19 protein-coding genes and 1 tRNA gene are annotated in these 18,429 nt (G+C 66.4%); 12 read left to right on the plus strand and 8 right to left on the minus strand.

Going from position 1 to position 18,429, the window contains the following annotated elements:
• Nucleotides 1-82 precede the first annotated feature (82 nt).
• Nucleotides 83-961 (minus strand): 30S ribosomal protein S6--L-glutamate ligase, encoded by an 879-nt coding sequence (gene rimK / locus B9Y82_RS14275; RefSeq protein ID WP_100475240.1) that lies wholly within the window; start codon nt 959-961, stop codon nt 83-85.
• A 167-nt stretch (nt 962-1,128) separates the two neighbouring features.
• Here rimK and B9Y82_RS14280 point away from each other — a divergent pair, with 167 nt between their 5' ends.
• Both B9Y82_RS14280 and B9Y82_RS14285 read left to right on the plus strand, forming a co-directional pair.
• Nucleotides 1,129-1,494 (plus strand): hypothetical protein, encoded by a 366-nt coding sequence (locus B9Y82_RS14280; protein ID WP_238381612.1) that lies wholly within the window; start codon nt 1,129-1,131, stop codon nt 1,492-1,494.
• 79 nt (nt 1,495-1,573) lie between these two features.
• On the plus strand, nt 1,574-1,996 hold the full coding sequence (locus B9Y82_RS14285; RefSeq protein ID WP_100473734.1) for an acyl-CoA thioesterase: 423 nt from the start codon (nt 1,574-1,576) through the stop codon (nt 1,994-1,996).
• A 167-nt stretch (nt 1,997-2,163) separates the two neighbouring features.
• Here the strand turns inward: B9Y82_RS14285 and B9Y82_RS14290 are convergent, their stop codons facing one another.
• Nucleotides 2,164-3,345, minus strand: coding sequence for a hypothetical protein (locus B9Y82_RS14290; protein ID WP_238381613.1), 1,182 nt, complete (start codon nt 3,343-3,345; stop codon nt 2,164-2,166).
• A gap of 106 nt (nt 3,346-3,451) precedes the next feature.
• Here B9Y82_RS14290 and B9Y82_RS14295 point away from each other — a divergent pair, with 106 nt between their 5' ends.
• Nucleotides 3,452-4,318 (plus strand): PoNe immunity protein domain-containing protein, encoded by an 867-nt coding sequence (locus B9Y82_RS14295; protein WP_343124752.1) that lies wholly within the window; start codon nt 3,452-3,454, stop codon nt 4,316-4,318.
• 1 nt (nt 4,319) lies between these two features.
• Here B9Y82_RS14295 and B9Y82_RS14300 read toward each other — a convergent pair whose 3' ends face one another.
• The 3 genes from B9Y82_RS14300 to B9Y82_RS14310 all read right to left on the minus strand — a co-directional run bounded on the left by B9Y82_RS14300 (nt 4,320) and on the right by B9Y82_RS14310 (nt 7,069).
• Complete coding sequence (locus B9Y82_RS14300) at nt 4,320-4,724, minus strand: DUF805 domain-containing protein (protein ID WP_100473737.1); 405 nt, start codon at nt 4,722-4,724, stop codon at nt 4,320-4,322.
• A 302-nt stretch (nt 4,725-5,026) separates the two neighbouring features.
• Nucleotides 5,027-5,100 (minus strand) — tRNA-Gly (locus B9Y82_RS14305).
• Nucleotides 5,101-5,215: 115 nt separating this feature from the next.
• Nucleotides 5,216-7,069: an autotransporter outer membrane beta-barrel domain-containing protein gene (locus B9Y82_RS14310; protein ID WP_100473738.1), complete on the minus strand. Its 1,854-nt coding sequence runs from the start codon at nt 7,067-7,069 to the stop codon at nt 5,216-5,218.
• Nucleotides 7,070-7,276: 207 nt separating this feature from the next.
• On the opposite strand from B9Y82_RS14310, the gene thiS reads away from it, so the two are divergent.
• The 4 genes from thiS (at nt 7,277) to B9Y82_RS14330 (ending at nt 10,999) form a co-directional block, all read left to right on the plus strand.
• Complete coding sequence (gene thiS, locus B9Y82_RS14315) at nt 7,277-7,477, plus strand: sulfur carrier protein ThiS (protein WP_087923463.1); 201 nt, start codon at nt 7,277-7,279, stop codon at nt 7,475-7,477.
• A 118-nt stretch (nt 7,478-7,595) separates the two neighbouring features.
• A complete protein-coding gene (locus B9Y82_RS14320; RefSeq protein ID WP_005418798.1) occupies nt 7,596-8,390 on the plus strand; it encodes a thiazole synthase in 795 nt (264 codons plus the stop codon).
• Nucleotides 8,390-9,124 carry a tRNA (guanosine(46)-N7)-methyltransferase TrmB gene (gene trmB / locus B9Y82_RS14325; protein WP_010481468.1) on the plus strand — a complete coding sequence of 245 codons (735 nt, stop codon included), beginning with the start codon at nt 8,390-8,392 and terminating at the stop codon, nt 9,122-9,124. The genes B9Y82_RS14320 and trmB overlap by 1 nt, the downstream gene beginning before the upstream one ends.
• Nucleotides 9,125-9,151: 27 nt before the next feature.
• On the plus strand, nt 9,152-10,999 hold the full coding sequence (locus tag B9Y82_RS14330) for an SLC13 family permease (RefSeq protein WP_100473739.1): 1,848 nt from the start codon (nt 9,152-9,154) through the stop codon (nt 10,997-10,999).
• 303 nt (nt 11,000-11,302) lie between these two features.
• On the opposite strand, the gene B9Y82_RS14335 is transcribed toward B9Y82_RS14330, so the two are convergent.
• Nucleotides 11,303-11,638, minus strand: a complete 336-nt coding sequence (locus B9Y82_RS14335) for a Rieske (2Fe-2S) protein (RefSeq protein ID WP_012511947.1) — start codon at nt 11,636-11,638, stop codon at nt 11,303-11,305.
• A gap of 178 nt (nt 11,639-11,816) precedes the next feature.
• On the opposite strand from B9Y82_RS14335, the gene B9Y82_RS14340 reads away from it, so the two are divergent.
• The 5 genes from B9Y82_RS14340 to B9Y82_RS14360 all read left to right on the plus strand — a co-directional run bounded on the left by B9Y82_RS14340 (nt 11,817) and on the right by B9Y82_RS14360 (nt 15,659).
• Nucleotides 11,817-12,098, plus strand: a complete 282-nt coding sequence (locus B9Y82_RS14340) for a hypothetical protein (protein WP_100473740.1) — start codon at nt 11,817-11,819, stop codon at nt 12,096-12,098.
• Between the two features lie 75 nt (nt 12,099-12,173).
• A complete protein-coding gene (locus B9Y82_RS14345; protein ID WP_100475241.1) occupies nt 12,174-12,890 on the plus strand; it encodes a fumarylacetoacetate hydrolase family protein in 717 nt (238 codons plus the stop codon).
• Between the two features lie 55 nt (nt 12,891-12,945).
• Entirely contained in the window at nt 12,946-13,350 is a 405-nt protein-coding gene (gene mscL, locus B9Y82_RS14350; protein ID WP_100473741.1) for a large-conductance mechanosensitive channel protein MscL, read from the plus strand.
• 154 nt (nt 13,351-13,504) lie between these two features.
• Nucleotides 13,505-14,062 (plus strand): hypothetical protein, encoded by a 558-nt coding sequence (locus B9Y82_RS14355; RefSeq protein ID WP_100473742.1) that lies wholly within the window; start codon nt 13,505-13,507, stop codon nt 14,060-14,062.
• Nucleotides 14,063-14,237: 175 nt separating this feature from the next.
• The gene (locus tag B9Y82_RS14360; RefSeq protein ID WP_100473743.1) at nt 14,238-15,659 is read left to right on the plus strand and encodes a M28 family peptidase; all 1,422 of its coding nucleotides are present in this window, start codon (nt 14,238-14,240) and stop codon (nt 15,657-15,659) included.
• A gap of 145 nt (nt 15,660-15,804) precedes the next feature.
• Here the strand turns inward: B9Y82_RS14360 and B9Y82_RS14365 are convergent, their stop codons facing one another.
• Together B9Y82_RS14365 and B9Y82_RS14370 are read right to left on the minus strand one after the other, a co-directional pair.
• A complete protein-coding gene (locus tag B9Y82_RS14365) occupies nt 15,805-17,256 on the minus strand; it encodes an alanine/glycine:cation symporter family protein (RefSeq protein ID WP_100473744.1) in 1,452 nt (483 codons plus the stop codon).
• A 10-nt stretch (nt 17,257-17,266) separates the two neighbouring features.
• Complete coding sequence (locus B9Y82_RS14370; RefSeq protein ID WP_100473745.1) at nt 17,267-18,259, minus strand: hypothetical protein; 993 nt, start codon at nt 18,257-18,259, stop codon at nt 17,267-17,269.
• Nucleotides 18,260-18,429: the final 170 nt, after the last annotated feature.

Raw genomic sequence — 18,429 nt, forward strand, 5'->3', positions numbered from 1 at the left:
GCTGAAGCCTACGCCGGGGCCGATTAAAGCCTCGTTAAAGCGCCGGATCATTTGGCCATGAGAATCGCAACCACCTGAATAATCAGGGCTTTTTGATCTTTTCCACGTGCTCGATGATGCGTGTGGCCACGTCGACCCCGCAGGCCGCTTCGATGCCTTCCAGCCCCGGCGTGGAGTTGACCTCCAGCACCAGCGGGCCGCGCGCGGAGCGGATCAGGTCCACGCCGCACACCGACAGGCCCAGCGCCCTGGCCGAACGCACCGCCACCTGCTGCTCGGCGCGGCTGGCCTTGGCGGCCACGGCGGTGCCGCCGGCGTGCAGGTTGGAGCGGAAGTCGCCCTCCGGCGCCTGCCGCTGCATCGACGCCACCACCTGGTCGCCCACCACGAAGCAGCGCAGGTCCGCGCCCTTGGCTTCGCCGATGAATTCCTGCATCAGGAAGTTGGCGTACAGGCCGCGCAGTGCTTCGACGATGCCGCGCGAGGCACTGGCCTTTTCGGTCAGGATCACGCCGCGCCCCTGGGTGCCTTCATTGAGCTTCACCACATGCGGCGGCGGGCCGAGCATGGACAGCAGATCGACGGTGTCGTCGGGGTTGTCGCCGAACACGGTGACCGGCATGTCGATGCCCTTGGCCGCCAGCAGCTGGTGCGCGCGCAGCTTGTCGCGCGAACGCAGGATGGCATCGGACGGATTGGGCGTGCGCGCGCCCATCAGCTCGAACTGGCGCAGCACCGCGGTGCCGTAGCGGGTGATCGAGGCACCGATGCGCGGAATGACCATGTCCACGCCGGTCATTGGCCGGCCCTTGTAGTGCATGGAAAAGCCATCGGCGGCGATGCGCATGTAGCAGCGCAACGGATCCAGGATGCGCACGGTATGGCCGCGCGCGCGCGCCGCCTCGACCAGCCGACGGGTGGAATACAGGGAGCTGTTGCGGGACAGGATGGCGAGCTTCATCGCAGTGGGATCGGTCGGCAGGCGCGCAGCATAGCGCGGGCGTGTGGCGGGTGGATGATGCCCTGCCGGCAGGCGCATCTGCGTGCCTGCCGGGGCTGTGCGAAGATGCCTGTCGCCGGCTGCAGGACAGGACACGGCCGGCTTACACAACCCAAGGAGAACCACAGATGCGAATGGGAATTCCGCTGTTGTTGCTGTTTGGCCTGGTGGGAAGCGCCGCTGGAGTGCAGGCCGCGCCGACCCACGCAGTCTCCCGGCTCTACTTCGATGCCAACAACACCCTGATCGGCCAGGGCCTGCGCTACTGCACGGGCAAGACCCAGCACCAGGGCATTGCCTCACACGCCAATACCCGCTGGATCGATGTGTCCTACGCCTGCCAGGGCGACTCGACCGACGTCTCCTACGGCAGCTGGGTACCTGCGCAGCTGCGGCAGGACTTCTGCACGCTGTATGACGCCTGCACGTCACTGATGCCGTGGCCGGAACCCGGCCTGCCCGGCACGCTCGGCAACGGCTTCTACTCGGACTGACGGCCGGTAACCGCTGCGCCATCTCCGGCGATGGCAGCGCCATCGCCGGGGACTCCACCCGCTACGCCCCGGAGACTTCATGCCACTGACGATCCTTCCGCGCTTCTCCGAAGTGGATGTGCTCGGTCACGTCACCAACACCGCCCTGCCCGTCTGGTTCGAGGAAGGCCGCCAGGAGATCTTCCGGCATTTCAGCCGCGAGGCCAGCATGCGCGACCTGACACTGATCCTGCGCCGCTACGAGATCGACTTCCTGCAGCAGATACAGCCGGGACACGAAGTGCGCATCGAGACCCGCATCGAGAACATCGGCCGCTCCTCGCTGTCGATCGTGCAGCAGGCGTTCCAGTTCGAGGCCCTGGTGGCCAGCGGGCGCTGCGTGATGGTGCATTTCGACTACACAGCCAACGCCTCGTGCGCCATTGATGCGGAGCAGCGCCGGGCGTTGTCAGGGCTGTTTACCGAGGAGTATGCGCAGCGGGTGCAGGCGGCAGGCGCATGAGCCGTGCGGAAATCCGGTCATCCGCATTCAGTACTGCCCGCAGCGCATTTCCTCAGCGCTTCCAGCGCATACCGGCATGCATCCCGGTATGCAACGTGACCGTCATGATGCCTTCCACTTGCCCGTCTCCGGCGGTGGAGGGCCATCGCCGGTGACATCCTCGTGACTCATCCAGGGGATACGTGCCGCTGATCCGCGCGGGGAAGGCGCAGCGAGAAGCAGCCATCGCGGACACGCACGGCCAGTGCGGTTTCCCGCCATTCCACAGGCAGCGCCAATGCCGTGTGGGGCGTGGGGATGCGTGTGATCGCCTCGAACGTCCAGTGTTCCTCATAGGCTTCGCAGCGAAGCGTTCCGTCATCGCCGACCTCGACCACATCGATCCAGGCCCCACTCCGGGCCTTGCCGCTGCCGCCCATCGCACGGCGGCCAATGGCCTGCCAATGCCCTTGCCAGTGGACGAGCCATACGCCCTCGATGGGACGCAGATCCCCATCAAGCACGCTGCCCGCTACTACCACGCATCGTCCGGACGGGCTGGCGATGACCGTCTGCAGATCACACGCGTGACGGTCACTGGGCTCGCCATCAAGACAGAGGGCGTACGGACAGATGCGTGTAAAGAGGGTCGGATGCGCGGTCAGGCGCAGGTCGTCGGGAAGCAGCGGGATGGCCTGCAGCACCCGGGCATCAGGCAGGACATGCCGCAATACCTGCGGCAACCCGGCGGCCAGCGCCGGATGCTGCTGTTCCAGCCATAGACCCCGGCAGGGGCGCAGCGTGGTTGCTCGGCCGGGAAGATCTCGCAACCACATCGCGGCTTCTGCATCCCCGCCAAGCTGCCGGCGCTCGTGCAGTTCCTGCCAGAACAAACTGGGAACAATCGCCTGCAGGTGCATCACCCTCTTGTCCGCTTCGTCGTAGACGATCACCGCTTCGCTGCGATCACTGTAGCCACTGGCCACACGCAGCGCGCTGCCCGCCAGCGCCTGCCACTCGCCGCTGGCATCGTGGCTGCCTGCGGTGGATACACCCTCGACAATGGCGCCATCGCGCAGCATCACGGTGCCGTAGGCAGGCCCGCCCATGCCCAGTTCGCCCCAATCCAGCAGGACATCATGCGTGGGCGGTCGGGTGGCGAAGGGCAGCTTCGCCCGTGAGCGCAGCAGTGCGCCACCTACGGCATCGCCAACCAGATCCAAGCGCTGCAGCACGCCGCCCAGGGCAAGGCATGCGGCCAGGCCAACGACCACGCCCCAAGGCGACCACCACGCCACGCAGATGGCGACCCATATCAGGAATGGCAGCCACTGGGTGAAACGGCGGAGGGCGATTCGATCAACGGTCATGCGGGTTTGGTGGCGGCGACTGCGCACCATTCAAACCTTCAACGCTGTGCCAGGCAATGGGGTTCGAACCGGCAATGCCGCTAGACTCTCCCTGATGATGGAATCGATGACTGCCGTGAAGCGCCGGAATCGGCTGCAGGAAATCTTGCCGCGATGGAGAGCACTGGCCAAGGCCCCGGGCCTACCGCGTCGCACGCTTCGCCTGCCTGATTGGCAGGCGGACTGGAACGCAGGCATGGCCTTGCTTGCACGCCATGCGCGCAATGGCGGTGAATCTGCGGAGGAACCGCTGCAGGGGTATGCGGCCCTGGAGCATGCCTACGGCTGGGAAACGGCCGCACAGACCGGCAGCAACCTGCTGCTGAAAGGCATCGACCGAGGCTTCGCCCCCGCCGCATTGCAGCAGATGCATGCCGACGTAGCAGATCTCTGGCTCGAGCATGCGGGTTTGCTGGCCATTGCCCGGGACAGCCTGCAACAGCAAGGCCACGACATCGCGCTGGCTGCGCCGTTGCAATCGCGTACAACGCAGCACTACGAGTACGCGCTGCAACTGTTGTCACTGGGCGTGCTGCTGGATGCGCAGGAGCGCCTGCCGGCGCTGGTGGAGAAGGTGCTCTGCTTCGACACCGACCGCGTGCTGGACTACCTCACCGCGCCGGCGCTGGGCCTGGTGGAAGCCAGTGATGAGGTCTTTCATCCGCGACCGTTCGCCGAGCTGTTCGCGCCGCTGCGCGACGATGAAGCGTTCGACCCTTCGCTGCTGGCCGGCTACCTGCAGGTGCAGTACCGCGACTTCTTCCTGCTGGCGCCAAAGGCCCAGAAGCGGACCCGACGCCTGACCGGACCGAATGCATGGGGATACTGGGCGCTTGAGGTAGCAGCGCTGGTGGTGCTGTATGGCGGTGACGACGCCACACTGCGCACCTGCCCACACTACCCTTCCGACCTGGTGGACTTCGCCCGGCGCTGAGTCACGCACCCGGCAGGCCGGAAACATCGCCGAATCGATTCTCTTCCTCGTTGCCCGGCAGGAGCATGAGAGGGAAGAGGACGAATACTCCCAGCGGGATGAAGGCGATCACGACGTACCAGCCAGACTCGTCGATGTCGTGCAGTCGTCGAACGGCCAGGGCCAGCATCGGCGGAAGAAGGACGACGACCGCGCAAACCGTCATCACGCTTCCCAGCGTCCGGAACGGCCCGAAGGCCTCCCAATCGAGCAGCACGGTGCCTGTCAGCCAGTATCCGCCGTCCATCAAGGTGTAGCCCACTGCCACCGCAAGCGCAGCAAACAGAGAGTACGACCAGAACTCCTTCCGGTTGGATCGCCCTGAAAAATCAAAGCAACGCCTGATGGGCACGAGTGCGGCGATCATTCACGCTCCGGGCAGCGGACGAGGGGAGGCTATGGTTAACGATCTTTTAGCATCCCCGAACCCAGCACGAACTGAACCCTGCGGCCCGACGGCGTGGCAGACAGCGGAGGTTGCAAGAGCCCGCGTCGACGATTCAAATGCGATTGCAATGCGCCTTGTAAACAAGTCACTCGGGCTGTGGTTCGGAGAAGCCACAGTCCAACGCATTGAAGAGAGAAATCAGGGCGCTGTCGCCACACGCTGGACTTCGGCGTGGTTCAATGAGTGCGCCGCGTCTGTTTGGGGTGGATACCCTGGAGACATGGAGCGGGCGATGGGAATCGAACCCACGTCAGTAGCTTGGGAAGCTACAGCTCTACCATTGAGCTACGCCCGCATTACAGGTGAAAGTCTATGCGGAGCGGCCGGTGTTGCGCAATGGTGGCCATCGCATCCGCGAGGGGTCAGAGCCCTTTCCTTGCGGAAAGGGATCCGACCCCGGCGGTTGCCGCTTAGAACGTGCCGCTGAAGTTGGCGAACAGGGTGGCGTCCTGCGCGCGCTTCTGGCCGGTCGAAGCGCTCAGGCCGAAGTTGCTCTGCAGCCCGAACAGTTCGGTACGCGCACCCAGCACGACGGTGGCGTAGTTCTTGTCGAAGTTCAGGCCCGGCACGCGGTAGTTGCCCAGTTCCGGCAGGGTCTGCAGCCAGGCGCTGGCCTGCTTGGTGTCCTCGAACTCGTGATCGTAGGTCACCTGCGCGTACGGCTTGACGGTGCCGCCATCGAAGCGGGCCTGCCAGCCGATGCGGCCGACGGTCGAATCGACGTTCTGGCGGTCGTAGCCCAGTGCGGTGGCCAGGGTGCCGGCCGCGGCGCTTTCGGTGTAGCCGTCGATCTTCACCTTCTGCCAGATCACCGAGGCGATCGGGCCGTGGCGGAAGCCGCCTTCGGTGCCGAACTCGTAACCGGCGTTCAGGGCGGCGGTCAGGTTGCTGCCGTCCGGCGAACCGCCGTGCTCGCGGGTGGCCGGGCCCAGCTGGACCTTGCGGTTCACGTCATAGGAGAGCCAGGTGTAGCTGACCTGGCCGTTCACCCAGATGCGGTCGCCATACCAGCCGGCGAACAGACCGGCGGTGGTGTCCTTCTGGGTGAAGTCGCCACGGCTGTTGCCGAAGTCGGCATTGAGGCGGCCGAAGCCGGCGAAGCCGCCGAACACCATGCCGTCGCGCGCCCAGTCGATGCCGAACAGGCCGGCCGGGGCCAGGCCGTCGTACAGATCGGCGTGGTCGTAGCGCTGCAGGTCACCCCGCACGCCCCCCCACCAGGACAGGCCGTCAGCCGGGCGACCGCCCAGGTGCATGCTGACCTGGTCGGCACGCGAGCGGCCGATGGTCTGTGCCGAGTGGCTCAGCACCTGCTGCAGGCGCGGGCCTTCCAGCACCGAGATGGCGTACTGGCCCAGCAGCTGATGGCCGGCGGTGGTCGGATGCACGCCATCGGCGAACAGGTAGGTGTTGGCCGCATCGGGGCTGACGTAGCTGGTCGGGTTGCAGCCGATGATGCTCTGCGTCGAATTGGCCGGGTCAATCTTGCAGGCGGTGCCGGTGACGTTGGTAAAGCCGTACATGGCCGGATTGGCAGTCACCTCGCGCAGGATGCTGAAGGTGTCGAGCGGAATGAACTCGATGCCCGCCTGCTTCAGGCCACCGTACAGGGCCTTGTTGTAACCGGCCGAAAGTGCGGTGGCGGCGGCGGCGTTGGGGCCACGGAACTGCGGAGTGATGCCCATGTCCGGCAGATTGGGCACCAGCACGTACTGGGCACCGGCCTGCTTCAACGCGCCCACCAGCGCGATCTGGTCGGTGACCGCGGCGCCGATGATGCCCTGCACCTGGGCCTGCGATGCACCGCCGGCCGCTGCGCGCGTGGCCGCGAACAGATCATTGGCACCGCCCCAGACGGTGTACAGGGCATTGGCGTCAGCCTTGCCACCATTTGCGGCAAGGTAACGGGTCGCCTGCGACTTCAGCGACGGAATGGCCCCGAGGCCACCCGCTTCGTCGGTCGATACACGGGCGCCGCCGACGGCGTAGTTGTCACCGTTCTGGCCATTGCCGTTGGGCGTGCCGTTGACGCCGTAGTAGTTGGCCACCTGCTGCGACCACACCCAGCCCGGGTTGGTGGTGAACTGGCCGGTGACCGGCTGCACGCCCGGATCAAGCAGTGGGCGGAAATAGCCGGCATCGGTCAGGCTGTCGCCGAAGAACACGGCCCTGGAATACGGGGATTCGCCTGCCATGGCCGGAAGCGCGGCCAGCGCGATCGCGGCCGCCATCAGGGAGCGGATCGGGCGTTTGCTGAGCAGCATGTAAGAAACTCCTGTGGGGAAATCGTTGAGGACCCGGCGGACGTACGCCGGCGCACGGTGAATGGTTTCACTGCGCCGCATTTTGCTCACGCTGCGCCGCCGCATGGATTGTCGCCCGACCACGTGAAAACACGCTGTGCCAGAGCTGGCGCCCGGTTCAAATTGCAAACGTTCCGATCCCGGCGGGCTATCAGCGACAATGCACGGATGAACATCCAGCTCAATGGCGAATCCCGCACCCTGCCCGCTTCGGCGACCCTCCATGACCTGCTGCTGGCCGAGCAGCTGCTGCAGCGCCGGGTGGCGGTGGAGGTCAACGGCGAGATCGTCAGCCGCAGCCGCCATGGCGAGCACGTCCTGGCCGAAGGCGACGTGGTGGAGATCGTGCATGCGCTGGGTGGGGGTTGAGGCCTGCGCGGGTGTTCAGGGGTCAGATCCCTTTGCCGGCGGCAAAGGGATCTGACCCCACACTCGACCCCGCCCTCTACGTGACCCCATCTTCAGGCGGATAAGCGATAATCGCGCCATGAACGTTCATGTCTCCCCCGATTCGCTGGTGATCGCCGGCAAGACCTATGGCTCGCGGCTGCTGACCGGCACCGGCAAGTTCAAGGACCTGGAAGAAACCCGCCTGGCCACCGAGGCCGCTGGCGCCCAGATCGTCACCGTGGCCATCCGCCGCACCAACATCGGGCAGAACCCGGGCGAGCCGAACCTGCTGGACGTGCTGCCGCCGGAGCGCTTCACCATCCTGCCCAACACCGCCGGCTGCTACACCGCCGAGGACGCGGTGCGCACCTGCCGCCTGGCCCGTGAACTGCTGGACGGCCACAACCTGACCAAGCTGGAAGTGCTGGGCGACCAGAAGACCCTGTACCCGGACGTGATGCAGACCCTCAAGGCGGCCGAGCAGCTGGTCAAGGATGGCTTCGAGGTGATGGTCTACACCTCCGACGACCCGATCCTGGCCAAGCGCCTGGAAGAGATCGGCTGCGCTGCGGTGATGCCGCTGGCCGCGCCGATCGGCTCGGGCCTGGGCATCCAGAACAAGTACAACCTGCTGCAGATCATCGAAGACGCCAAGGTGCCGATCATCGTCGACGCTGGCGTGGGCACCGCGTCGGACGCGGCGATCGCGATGGAGCTGGGCTGCGACGGCGTGTTGATGAACACCGCCATCGCCGGTGCCCGCAGCCCGGTGCTGATGGCCAGCGCGATGCGCAAGGCGGTCGAGGCCGGCCGCGAGGCCTTCCTGGCCGGTCGCATCCCCCGCAAGCGCTACGCCAGCGCCTCCTCCCCGGTGGATGGGCTGATCGGCTGATGACCAATCCTTTCGACAGCGCCGGTTCCAAGGCCCCGCCCAAGCCCTTCACCGTGAGCGAGGGCCGCCGCGAGGTGCGCAGCTTCGTGTTGCGCCAGGGCCGTTTCACCCCTGCCCAGCAGCGCGCGTTCGACGAGCGCTGGCCACGCTTCGGCATCGACTACAACGGCCAGCCGCGTGACCTGGACGCCACCTTCGGCCGCCCCGCGCACAAAGTCCTGGAGATCGGCTTCGGCAACGGTGCCGCGCTGCGCTTCGCCGCCCAGCACGACCCATCGCGCGACTACATCGGCATCGAAGTGCATGCGCCCGGCGTGGGCCGGCTGCTGAACGCACTGGCCGACGACAACGCCGACCACGTGCGCCTGTACCACCACGATGCGGTGGAAGTGCTGCAGAACGAGATCGCCGATGGCGCGCTGGATGAAGTGCGCATCTACTTCCCGGACCCGTGGCACAAGAAGCGACACAACAAGCGCCGCCTGCTGCAGCCGGCATTCGCCGAACTGCTGGTGCGCAAGCTGCGCCCGGGTGGCCGCCTGCACTGCGCGACCGACTGGGAAGACTACGCCGAGCAGATGTGGGACGTGCTCGATGCCACCGCCGGCCTGGTCAACCGCGCCGGCCCGCGTGGCAGCGTGCCGCGCCCGGACTGGCGCCCGCAGACCCACTTCGAGACCCGCGGCCAGAAGCTCGGCCATGGTGTCTGGGACCTGCTGTACGACCGCACCTGACGATCGCCTGAGGACACCGCGCCCCACATGGATACCGCGCTGACGCTGACCAACGACATGAAGCTCGTGCTCGGGCTGGTCGGCTTCACGATGGCGATGTTCCTGTTCGAGCGCATCCGCGCCGACGTGGTCGCGCTGGTGGTGCTGGTGGTGCTCGGTGTCACCGGCCTGATCGCGCCGGAGGAAATCTTCGGCGGTTTCTCCGGTAACGCGGTGATGAGCATCATCGCCACCACCATCCTCGGTGCGGGCCTGGACCGCACCGGGGCGCTGAACCGGCTGGCCGCCTGGCTGCTGCGGCGCGGACACGGCATCGAGCAGCGGCTATTGATGATGACCACGGCCATCGCCGGCCTGAATTCGTCCTTCATGCAGAACCCCTCGGTGATGGCGTTGTACCTGCCGGTCGCCTCGCGACTGGCAGCGCGCACCGGGCTGACCCTGCAGCGGCTGCTGCTGCCGATCTCGGCGGCGATCGTGATGGGCGGCGCGCTGACCATGGTCGGCAATTCGCCGCTGATCCTGCTGAACGATCTGCTGGCCTCGGCCAACAACAACCTGCCCTCGGGCCTGGCCACCATCGAGCCGCTGCGCATGTTCGCGCCGCTGCCGATCGGTGTGGCACTGCTGGTCGCCTCGCTGCTGTACTTCCGCTACTACGGCGACCGCAAGCTGATCGAGGAAGAGAACCTGGTCAACGACGGGGTCACCCCGGCGCGCACCGAGAGCTACTTTGCCAAGACCTATGGCATCGAAGGTGATGTGTTCGAGCTGGTGGTCAGCGCTGAAAGCCCGCTGGTCGGCATGACCCTGGGAGAGGCCGAGAACCTGCACGATGCGCCGCTGCTGCTTGCCCTGAAAACCGGCAACGACACCCGCCTGGCGCCGCCGGCGGAGATGCGCATCTGGGTCGGCAGCGTGCTCGGCGCGATGGGCCCTCGCCAACAGATCAGCGATTTCGCGCAGAACCAGTTCCTGCGCATGTCTTCGCGCCTGAAGCACCTGGGCGACCTGTTCAATCCCAGCCGCGCCGGTATTTCCGAAGCGGTGGTGCCACCGACTTCGAATGTGATCGGCAAGAGCGCGGCCGACCTGCGCCTGCGCAAGGAGCGCGGCATCAGCCTGCTGGCGATCAACCGCGACAAGCAGGTGATCCGCGAGGACGTGCGCGACGTGCAGCTGCGTGCCGGTGACATGCTGGTGTTCCACAGCATCTGGACCGACCTGGCGCAGGCCGCCCGCAGCCGCGACTTCGTGGTGGTGACCGACTACCCGACCGGCGAGCAGCGCCCGCACAAGTTCAAGATCGCGATGGCGATCTTCGCGTTGACCATCCTGATCGCCCTGACCAGCAAGCTGCCGGTGGCGCTGACCCTGATGACCGGCGTGGCCGGCATGCTGCTGACCGGCGTGCTGCGCATGGACGAGGCCTATGCTTCGATCAACTGGAAGACAGTGTTCATGATGGCCGGGCTGATTCCGCTCGGCTGGGCGATGGACTCCAGTGGCGCGGCGGCGTGGGTGGCCGGCCACACCATCGACAAGCTGCCCACCGGCATTCCGGTGTGGGTGCTGGAAGTGGCGCTGGCACTGCTGACCACGGCGTTCTCGCTGGTGATCAGCCATGTGGGCGCGACCATCGTGATGGTGCCGATCGCGGTGAACCTGGCGTTGGCGGCGGGTGGCAACCCGACCGCGTTCGCGCTGATCGTGGCGCTGTCGGCATCCAACAACCTGATGACGGCCTCCAACCCGGTGATCTCGATGATCACCGGCCCGGCCAACTACACCCCACGTGAGATGTGGCGGGTCGGCGGACCGTTGTCGCTGATCTACACCTGCGTGGTGGTGTTGATGATCAACCTGATGTTCTGAGGTTGGGGTTTGTTGGCAGGGCTGCGCCCTGCACCTGCAGAAGCAACGTCAACGTCAAAAGCTCGTTTCCTGGGGGATGGCGGGGCGGGTCCGGTTGCGGGGGACGCCGTGAACCCATCCATGGGGGCTTGGTCGCGGCATCCATGCCGCTCACCCCCCCCGCAACCGGACCCACCCCGCCTTCGACAATTTCCGTCGATCTGTCGGTGGATGAATCTCTGGATACCCATTGATGTGGATACCCATTGATGTGGATACCTATTGATCCTGTGGGTGCGAACCTTGGTTCGCACGCCGGTTGCCTCAAGCCAGGTAGACCTGCCCGTCGCGCACGTCCACCGGCACCGCACGCAGGCGGTCGCCCTTGCACGGGCCGGCGATGCAGTCGCCGCTGTCCAGCGCGAACGAGGCGCCATGCGCCGCGCACACCAGGTGGCCCTCACGGCTTTTCAGGAACTGGCCTGGCGCCCAGTCCAGGCGGCGGCCGGCGTGCGGACAGATGTTCAGGAACGCGCGCACCTGCGCACCGTCGCGGTACAGCACCAGCGATTCGGCATCGCCATCGACCACCGCTTCGACCTCGGCAAACGCGCCATCGGCAATGGCATCAAGGGCGATCAGGGCAGCAGCGGCAGTCATGGCGAAGGCTCGGACAGTAAACCCGCATTGTCGCACGCCCACTCAGGTGACTGGCTGCGACATGAACACAAGTCATTGATCCGTAATAAGCATAGGCTATATTTAACGAGTTTTTCACTCAATGACAGTGGCGCGTCCCGATACTCTGGTTTCGCTGATCCCAGCCTATCGAGCCGCCATGTTCAATCGTGCATCCGCCGTCAACCAGTTCCGCACCCTGTTCGCGCCGCGCAAGCCGCGCCACCCGCTGGTGCGCGTAGCCGTAGGCCTGCTCGGCCTGGCGATCCTGGCCGCGATGGTGTTCATCGGTGTGTTCGTCGGTGCGGCAATGATCCTGGTCGGCCTGGCGTGGAAGCTGCTGGCCTCGCGCAAGCCGGGCGTCGCCCGTCCGGTCGACCCGACGGTGGTCGAAGGCGAGTACCGCGTGGTGCGCAAGCCGGTATTGCCGGCGTCGCGCTGATCCAGGTCTTCCGCGCCCGCTGACGGCGGGCGCCATGCGTTCTAGACTGCGGGCATGCCCTTCCTGGATGCCCGCATGTCCGATGTCTCCGATGTGATCCCTGCCGTAGCCCTGCCGCGTGTGCCGGTAGCTGGTGGCGGCAGTTTCCCCGTGCACCGCATCTACTGCGTCGGCCGCAACTTCGCCGACCACGCCCGCGAAATGGGCGCGGTGGTGCCGGCGGCCGATGACCGTGGCCGCCCGATGTTCTTCAGCAAGCCGGCCGATGCGATCGTGGTCGGCCACGACGATGCCATCCCCTATCCGCCGGCAACTGCCAACCTGCACCACGAAGTGGAGCTGGTGGTGGCGATCGGCCGCGATGCGCCCGCCGGCGAGCTGGCCGTGGCCGACGCCGATGCGCTGGTCTATGGCTACGCCGTCGGCCTGGACCTGACCCGCCGCGACCTGCAGGCCGCGGCCAAGGACAAGGGCCACCCGTGGGATGCGGCCAAGGGCTTCGATGCCTCCGCGCCGATCAGCGAAATCGTCCACGCCGAGGAAGTCGGCGACCTGGCCGCGCTGAACCTGTCGCTGGAGGTCAACGGCGAGGTGCGCCAGCAGGCACTGCTCGACCAGATGATCTGGAACGTGCCGGAGATCCTGCATGAGCTGTCCAAGCTGTGGCAGCTGCGTGCCGGCGACCTGGTGTTCATGGGCACCCCGTCCGGGGTGGCTGCACTGAAGCCCGGCGACCGCTTCAGTGCCCGCCTGGAAAACGTGGCCGAGCGCCACGGCGTGATCGCCGGCTGACATCACCTGCGCTACCCTGCGCGCTGTCCACTTCCCCCACCGGAGAAAAACAACAATGGGAATGCTCACCGAGTTCAAGGAATTCGCGATGCGCGGCAACGTCATCGACCTCGCCGTCGGCGTGGTGATCGGCGCGGCCTTCGGCAAGATCGTGACCGCGCTGGTCGAGAAGATCATCATGCCGCCGCTGGGCCTGCTGATCGGCAAAGTGGACTTCTCGCAGCTGGCCTGGACGTTGTCACCGGCCAGCGTCGGCGCCGATGGCAAGGAGATCCCGGCCGTGGTGATCGGCTACGGTGACTTCATCAATACACTGATCCAGTTCGTGATCGTGGCCTTCGCCATCTTCCTGGTCATCAAGGTGATCAACCGCCTGTCGCGCAAGAAGGAAGCCGCGCCGGCGGCACCGGCCGAGGAAGTGGTACTGCTGCGTGAGATCCGCGACAGCCTGAAAAGATAACGGAACGGGCTCCTGCGGGCGCCCTTTCCATCTGCGTGTCTGCGACGCTTCCCATGTGGTGTTGCTGTTATCCTCGTGCGCCCGCGCAGTGCCCTCGCACCGCGCGGGAAGCACGAAACCACCGCCATTTGCGGTGGATGCCAGGAGGCACCGCTTGAACACCCTCACCCCGCGCATGGGCGCACTCGCCATACCCCTGCTACTGTCTGCCTGCATGTGCGTGGCCGGCACCGCGCAGGCGCGCGATATCTCTGTCACCGATGGCAAGGGCCATTACCTGCCCTACAAGCCCGGGATGGCACTGCCCAAGGGCGTAGCCGCGCCGCTGGACGGCTACAGCCACGCCGACCTGCTGCTGGCGGCCGCGCAGCCGATCGAGGCACAGATGAAAGCGCGCGGCCTCGATCCGACGCTGACCCGCGAGTCTCTGTTTGCGATGGCCGGCGTGCTGAACGAGGCGCTGGAAGCCAGGAGTGCCGAGTACCAGATCGCCACCGATCTGCAGATGGCCGGCGATTCGCCAAAGGCCCGCCATGAAGCAGTGACTGCGCTGGCCAAGCGCTTTGGGCTGCTGACAGTCGATGCCACCTACGATTCGCTGAAGGGTTCGCCGCTGTTGTCGCTCGACAAGCAGTTCCTGAACGACTACATCAACAACGCCGGCAACGGTGTGGCCAGCTACATCATGAAGCTGGATACCGCAGCCAGGTAATTGCCAGCGGCACCCTTGGGCGCCATGGAAGCAGGTGAAAGCCCCGCCCCCGGCGGGGCTTTCGCTTTGCCGGACATGGCGGAAAACAGCGTTCGCGCCGGCCATGACCTCCCGCCCATGCGCCGGGCTGAACGACTGTTAAGCTCCAAGGCTTAGGTCCCTTCCGGAGTTGTCCATGCGTCGCCGCCTCCTTGCCATCGCATCCTCCCTCGCCCTGCTGGCCGGCCCGGCCTTCGCAGCGCCGCACACCACCACCCTGCCCCCCGCCTCGCTGGCCACCGCCGCCCAGCTGCGCGACCAGGCGCTGGCCGACGACACTGGCTGGAAGGTGGTCGAATCGCTCACCACCGAGATCGGCCCGCGCATCGCCGGCAGCGAGGCGGACGCCCGTGCGGTGGCCTGGGCCGAGGCCAAGTTCAAGGCACTCGGCTTCGACAAGGTGTGGAAGGAGCCGGTGACGTTCCCGAAGTGGGAGCGCCGCAGTGAACACGCCGCCGTGACCGGCAAGAATCCGCAGCCGCTGCAGATCACGGCACTGGGCGGCAGCCCGGGCGGTATGGTGGAAGCGGAAGTGGTGCGCTTCGCCGACCTGGCCGCATTGCAGGCCGCACCGGCCGGTTCGCTGAAGGGCAAGATCGCCTTCGTCGATTACCAGATGCTGCCGTTCCGCGATGGCCGCGATTACGGCCGCGGCGGTGCGATCCGCAGCAAGGGCCCGTCCGAAGCGATCCGCAAGGGCGCTGTCGGTTTCCTGATGCGCTCGGCAGGTACCGACTCGCACCGCGTGCCGCACACCGGCATCACCCGGTTTGACGATGGCCTGACCCCGGTGCCGTCGGCGGCACTGTCGGTGCCCGATGCCGACCAGCTGGCCCGCCTGCTGGCCCGCGGCAGCACCACGGTGAAGGTGGCGCTCGATTGCGGCTGGGACGGCACCGCCACCTCTTACAACGTGATCGGCGAGATCACCGGCCGCAGCCTGCCGAAGGAAGTGGTGGTGATCGGTGGTCACCTGGATTCGTGGGACCTGGGCACCGGCGCGGTGGATGACGGCGCGGGCGTGGGCATCACCATGGCTGCCGGCCACCTGATCGGCCAGCTGAAGCAGGCGCCGAAGCGCACCATCCGCGTGATCGCCTTTGCCAACGAGGAACAGGGCCTGTACGGCGGCAAGGCGTATGCCGAGGCGCATGCCAAGGACGTGGCCCTGCACCAGCTGGCCGCCGAGAGCGACTTCGGTGCCGGCCGCATCTATGCCTTCAATACCGGTTCGCCGAACCCGGAAGGCTCGCGCGAGGCAACGAAGCAGATTGCCGAGGTGATGAAGCCACTGGGCATCGAGTACCAGGCCGACAAGGGCGGCCCGGGCCCGGACGTCGGCCCGCTGGCCGCCAAGGGCGGTGCGTGGGCGTGGCTGGCGCAGGATGGCTCGGACTACTTCCACCTGCACCACACCGCCGACGACACGCTGGACAAGATCGATCCGAAGGCACTGGCGCAGAACGTGGCCGCCTACACCGTGTTCGCGTACCTGGCGGCGGAAGCGGATGGCAGCTTCGGCAGCGAAGCCAAGACGACCACGCCGCCGAACGAATGATGCACTGGCGCCGGGCCATGCCCGGCGAGCGCAGCGGGAAGAGCGGTGCGAACCGAGGTTCGCACCCACCGGGCAAAGTTGCACGCACCGGGCCAAGGCGCGGGCCAGAGCCCCCGCCTTGGCGAGGGATCCGACCCCAGTCCTGTCAGCCTTCCCACACGCTGGTGTTGCGCACACCCAGCAGCTTCGGGTTGTACAGCGGATCCTTGCCGGCCTGGCGATGCTGCTCGTAATCGCGCAGCGCCGCCAACGCCGGCTTCTGCAGCAGCAGGATGGCAATGATGTTCAACCAGCTCATCAGGCCCACGCCGATATCGCCCAGCGACCAGGCCACCGTTGCACTGTTGACCGCCGAGTAGCCGGTCGCCGCCAGGAACAGCAGCTGGAACACGCCCACCACCCACGGCGCCGGGCGATCACGGCACAGGTAGCTGATGTTGGTCTCGGCCATGTAGTACAGCGCCAGGATGGTGGTGAACGCGAACGGCAGGATCGCCAGCGCCACGAACGAACGGCCGAAGCCCGGCAGTGCGGATTCCACCGCATGCTGCACGAAGCGCGGCCCGGCCTCGACGCCGGGCAGGTTGCCCAGCAGCAGGCGCGCCTCATCCGGAATGCCGTTCACCGCCGGGTCGTAGACGTTGTACAGGCCGGTGGACAGGATCAGGAAGGCCGTGGCGCTGCACACCACCATGGTGTCGATGTAGACCGAGAACGACTGCACCAGGCCCTGCTTGACCGGATGCGAGACTTCGGCGGCAGCGGCCGGATGCGCGCCGCTGCCCATGCCGGCCTCGTTGGACAGCACGCCGCGACGCACGCCCCACTGGATGGCGGTGCCGATCATTGCGCCGAACGCTGCATCCACGCCGAAGGCACTGCGCAGCACCAGCATGATCACGTCCGGCACCTTCTCCGCGTTGAGCACCATCACCAGCGCCGCGACCAGCAGGTAGGCCACGGCCATCAGCGGCACCACCCATTCGGCCACGCGCGCAATGCGCCGCACGCCGCCGATGAGGATGGCACCCAGCACCACCAGCAGGACGGCGGTGGTCGTCATCACCGGCACATCCCAGGCTTCGTTGACCGCACTGGTGATCGCGTTGGACTGCGTGCCGGCCAGCATCGCGCCCGCAAGCACGGTCACCAGTGCGAACAGCACCGCATACCAGCGCTGGCCGAGGCCTTTTTCGATGTAGTAAGCCGGCCCCCCCCGGTACTGGCCCTTGGCATCACGATCCTTGTAGATCTGCGCAAGCGTGGATTCGACGAAGGCACTGGACGCACCGAGGAAGGCAACGATCCACATCCAGAAGATCGCGCCGGGGCCGCCGAAGGCGATGGCCATGGCGACACCGGCGATGTTGCCGACGCCCACGCGGCTGGACAGCGAAAGGGATAACGCCTGGAACGGCGAGACGCCGGCATCGGAACGCTCATGGCGGAGCATGAGGCGCAGCATGTCCGGCAATGCCCGCAACTGGATGAAGCGCGTGCGCACGCTGAAGTACAGGCCGGTGAGCAGGCACAGCACCACCAGGTAGGGACTCCAGACGATGCCGAGGATCGCGTTGACGATGGATTCGATGTTCATCGGCGGCCCCTCAGAAGAACATGCCCAGAGCGACCTGGGGGCTGATGATGCGGCTGGTGTTGCGGCCGGCCACGCTGAACTCGACACCGGCGATCAGGCCCAGTGATGGGCTGAAGTGGTACTCCACGGCCGGCGCCAGGGTGACGCTGCGGCTGGCCGGGCGATGCTCTTCGATCCGTTCGATCGCACCGCTGCTGTTGCGTGCGAAGCCGCTCAGGCGCTGGCCGGTCTCGCGGCTGGCGGCCACCTCCATCACGCCCACCCAGCGCGAATTGAAGCTGTATTCGGCGCCGACCGACAGGCCCAGCACCGACCCGCGGGAGATATGTCCCTGGAAGCTGTCATCGGTGCCGTACACGCTGGTGCCGGATATGGCGGTGCGCGACGGTGCCGGCCCGGCACTGAGCTGGGCGCGCCAGCGCAGCGGGCGCTCATTTCCCAGCCAGACCACCTGCTGCACGCCGAGTGCGGCGGTCGTGCGCTGCACGCCATCACCCTGGGCATCGAGTGCGTTGCCGGTGATGCGGTCGTGGCTGCCGGTGCTGAAGCGCTGCACCAGTGCGACCGAGATGGCCGGTCGCGTGCCATCGGCATTGGGGGCCTGCAACAGGTACTGCAGGCGCGCGGTGGTATCGCCAGCGCGGAAACCGCTGCTGCGCGCGCTGCCCTGTTCGGCACGGGAGGCACTGAGATTGACCTGGCCCATCACCCGGTCGCTGAAGCCATAGATGATCGGGACCACCGTGGCCCATGCGCCGCTGTGCTGCCCGCTGCGGCGACGGTGGCCACCATCGTCGTAGTGATCGCGACTGTCGACCCGCACCAGATAAGGTTCGATATACCAATGACCCTGCGGCAGGCCGGCCGGGTTGGGGGTGATCAACGGGCCGGTGAAATTGACCCCGTCCAGGCTGCGCTCTTCAGCCTGCACCGCGGGGACTGCAAGTGCGCACAGCACCAGCAGCAGGGATGCGCGCATCGCGTGGTGTTGGATTCGATGCATGGGAACCGCTCCTGTTCGACATTGGATGGAGGTCCACCGTGCGATGCAGGATGCGGCTCAACAATGAGACAAATTCTAAAAGTGCGTGTTCATGCATCAAGCATGCTTGATGCATCGTGACCGGTCGCAATCAGCATGTTTTGCAGACGGCACCCGGCAGGCGACCCGCA

The organism is Stenotrophomonas maltophilia, assembly GCF_002799155.1.
Taxonomy (GTDB): domain Bacteria; phylum Pseudomonadota; class Gammaproteobacteria; order Xanthomonadales; family Xanthomonadaceae; genus Stenotrophomonas; species Stenotrophomonas maltophilia_R.